The sequence below is a fragment of the Clostridia bacterium genome (assembly GCA_026414765.1).
Classification (GTDB): Bacteria; Bacillota; Clostridia; order Acetivibrionales; family DSM-27016; genus SKW86.
In genome coordinates this window covers 1-3052 of record JAOAIJ010000002.1, presented here as the reverse complement: position 1 = coordinate 3052, position 3052 = coordinate 1, and the positions used below count along the sequence as shown (strand labels likewise).

2 protein-coding genes are annotated in these 3052 nt (G+C 36.2%); both read left to right on the top strand.

Annotated features, from left to right (window positions below):
* Positions 1 to 398: 398 nt before the first annotated feature.
* Positions 399 to 965 (top strand): TetR/AcrR family transcriptional regulator, encoded by a 567-nt coding sequence (locus N3I35_00065; GenBank protein MCX8128479.1) that lies wholly within the window; start codon positions 399 to 401, stop codon positions 963 to 965.
* 146 nt (positions 966 to 1111) lie between these two features.
* Positions 1112 to 2881, top strand: coding sequence for an oleate hydratase (locus N3I35_00060; protein MCX8128478.1), 1770 nt, complete (start codon positions 1112 to 1114; stop codon positions 2879 to 2881).
* Positions 2882 to 3052: the final 171 nt, after the last annotated feature.

Here is a 3052-nt window from a genome sequence, read left to right as displayed (position 1 = left end):
ATTTAAAGAGGATAGCAAGCCTACTACCCTCTCGTTTTAACGTTATTTATTACTGTATGGTAAAAATTTCGAATATTTCTGTTAAAGGTAAAATTTACTGGCTAAAAGTTACATGAAAATGGCACTTTTTCAGTGGTTTCGGACGGTTCTCTTGCTTCCTTTTTGTTTTCATAGTACAACAGTACAAAAACTGGAAGTTGCTGATTACATACCAAGGATACTATAGAAATCAAGCTATCCTCCAGGACTCTTGGGCAGGGGCTTTATGCTTGGTATGTTTGCGGAGGATAGTGATACAGCTGTAAAAGGATTTACGGGATATAGCTGAACGGTAATAAAGGCTATATAATATGTTTTGAGGCATTCTGATTTATTTATCCTTTATTGGAGGGATATATATGGCGCAAACAACTAAAAAAGCACTTGCTACATCACTTAAAAAGCTGCTAGCGAGAAAAACCTTGGATAAAATTACTGTTACTGATATCGTGGAAGACTGCGAAGTTAATAGACAAACATTTTATTATCACTTTAAGGATATATATGATCTTATTGAATGGATTTATACAAGCGAAGCAACAAAGGCACTTGGCGATAAAAAAACATATGATACATGGCAGCAGGGTTTTATGAATATTTTTAAGTATGCACTAGAAAACAAAGCTTTTGTAATAAACACATATCATTCTCTTAACCGGGAACACCTAGAAGAGTACCTTTATAAAGAAACATATCGCCTTCTATTTGACGTTATTGCAGAAAAATCCGCAGGTATAAATGTAAGAGATGATGATAAGGCATTTATTGCTAAATTTTATAAGTATGCCTTTGTAGGACTAATGTTGGATTGGATTAAAAAGGGAATGAGAGAAATCCCATCAGATATTATAGGACGGGTAAGCATTCTTATTCATGGCGATATTATCAAAGCACTTGAAAATTTCAGAACCGGCAGTCATGTATAGACAATTTACGTGTTCTGTATAAAGTTTTTACAATAGTAATGATGTGTTTAAATTCTCAACACATCATTACTATTGTCCATTGTGAATCCCCCTAATAATTTTTATTATAGGCATATAGAACAAATATAAGTTTGGGGGGTTGTAAAATGTATTATAGCAATGGAAATTACGAAGCATTTGCTCGTCCACAAAAACCAGTGGATGTGGATAGAAAGTCAGCATATCTTGTAGGTTCAGGTTTAGCATCTTTAGCTGCTGCATGTTTTTTAGTACGTGATGGTCAGATGAAGGGGGAACGCATTCACATTCTGGAGGAGCTTAACATTGCCGGTGGTGCCTGTGATGGTATAAATGATCCTCAAAAGGGATTTATAATAAGGGGCGGACGTGAAATGGAAAACCATTTTGAATGCTTATGGGATTTGTTCCGCTCCATACCTTCTCTTGAAACTGAAGGTGCCTCTGTTTTAGATGAGTTTTACTGGTTGAATAAGAAAGATCCAAATTATTCACTTATGAGAGCAACCATAAATAGAGGCCAGGATGCCCATACTGATGGGAAATTTGCATTGAGTGAAAAGGCTTCTATGGAAATAATAAGGCTGTTCATGACCCGTGATGAAGACTTATATGATAAGAAGATTACAGATGTATTTACCGATGAATTCTTCTCCTCCAACTTCTGGCTATACTGGAGAACAATGTTTGCTTTTGAAGACTGGCACAGTGCTTTGGAAATGAAGCTGTATGTTCAAAGATTTATTCACCATATCGGAGGACTTCCTGATTTTTCTGCTTTGAAGTTTACAAAATATAATCAGTATGAATCATTGATTCTTCCAATGATAAAATATCTTGAAGCCCATGGTGTTGATTTTCAATATGATACCAAGGTGACAAATGTTATTTTTGACATTCAAGATGACAAAAAGGTTGCTACTAAAATCATTTATGAACGCGGCGGCAAGGAAGATTGCATTGACCTTATAGAAGACGATTTAGTATTTGTTACTAACGGAAGCTGCACAGAAAATTCTACAACAGGTGATGATAATCATGCCCCAGAATTTAATGATTCCGTTGGCGGCTGCTGGGAGCTTTGGAGAAATATTGCAAATCAAGATACATCCTTTGGTCGCCCTGATAAATTCTGTACAAATACAAAGGCAACGACTTGGGAATCAGCCACAGTTACTACCCTTGATGACAGAATACCTCCATATATTGAAAAGGTTTGTAAGAGAGATCCATTTAGCGGTAAGGTAGTTACAGGCGGTATCGTTACAGCAAAAGATTCTAATTGGCTTATGAGCTATACCTTAAATCGTCAGCCTCATTTTAAAAATCAGCCTAAAAATCAGCTTGTTGTTTGGGTGTACGGTTTATTTGTGGATGTTCCAGGAAACTATATTAAAAAACCAATGAGAGAATGTACCGGAATTGAGATTACTGAAGAATGGCTCTACCATTTAGGAGTGCCGGAGTCCGAAATTCATGATATGGCAACAAAATCAGCCCATTGTATTCCATGTATAATGCCATATATAACTGCATTCTTCATGCCAAGAGCAAAAGGTGACAGACCAAAGGTTGTTCCAGAAGGCTGCACAAACTTTGCCTTTATAGGGCAGTTCGCTGATACGGTACGCGATACAGTATTTACAACAGAATATTCTGTAAGAACAGCAATGGAAGCTGTGTATACTCTGCTAGATGTAGACAGAGGTGTACCCGAAGTGTTTGCTTCCTGCTATGACATAAGAGTATTGTTGGATTCTACGTCAAAAATGTTGGATGGTAAAAAACTTACAGACTTAAATATTCCGATTCCAGCTAATATGCTAGATATGAAAAATATGCAAATGATTTCTAAAACTATCATCCCTGATTTGTTAAAACGCTACAACTTGATTTAAACACTTGAGTCCTAGAAGCGAGGGGACGGTTCGAAACCACTGAAAAACTTTAAATAAATATTGTAAATAATGCAATAAAATACTATACAAGCCTATCAAAAAACCCCTTTGTATGATATAATGAATGTGACGCAAACATTATCTACAAGGGGGTTTCTTGATGCTTAAGAA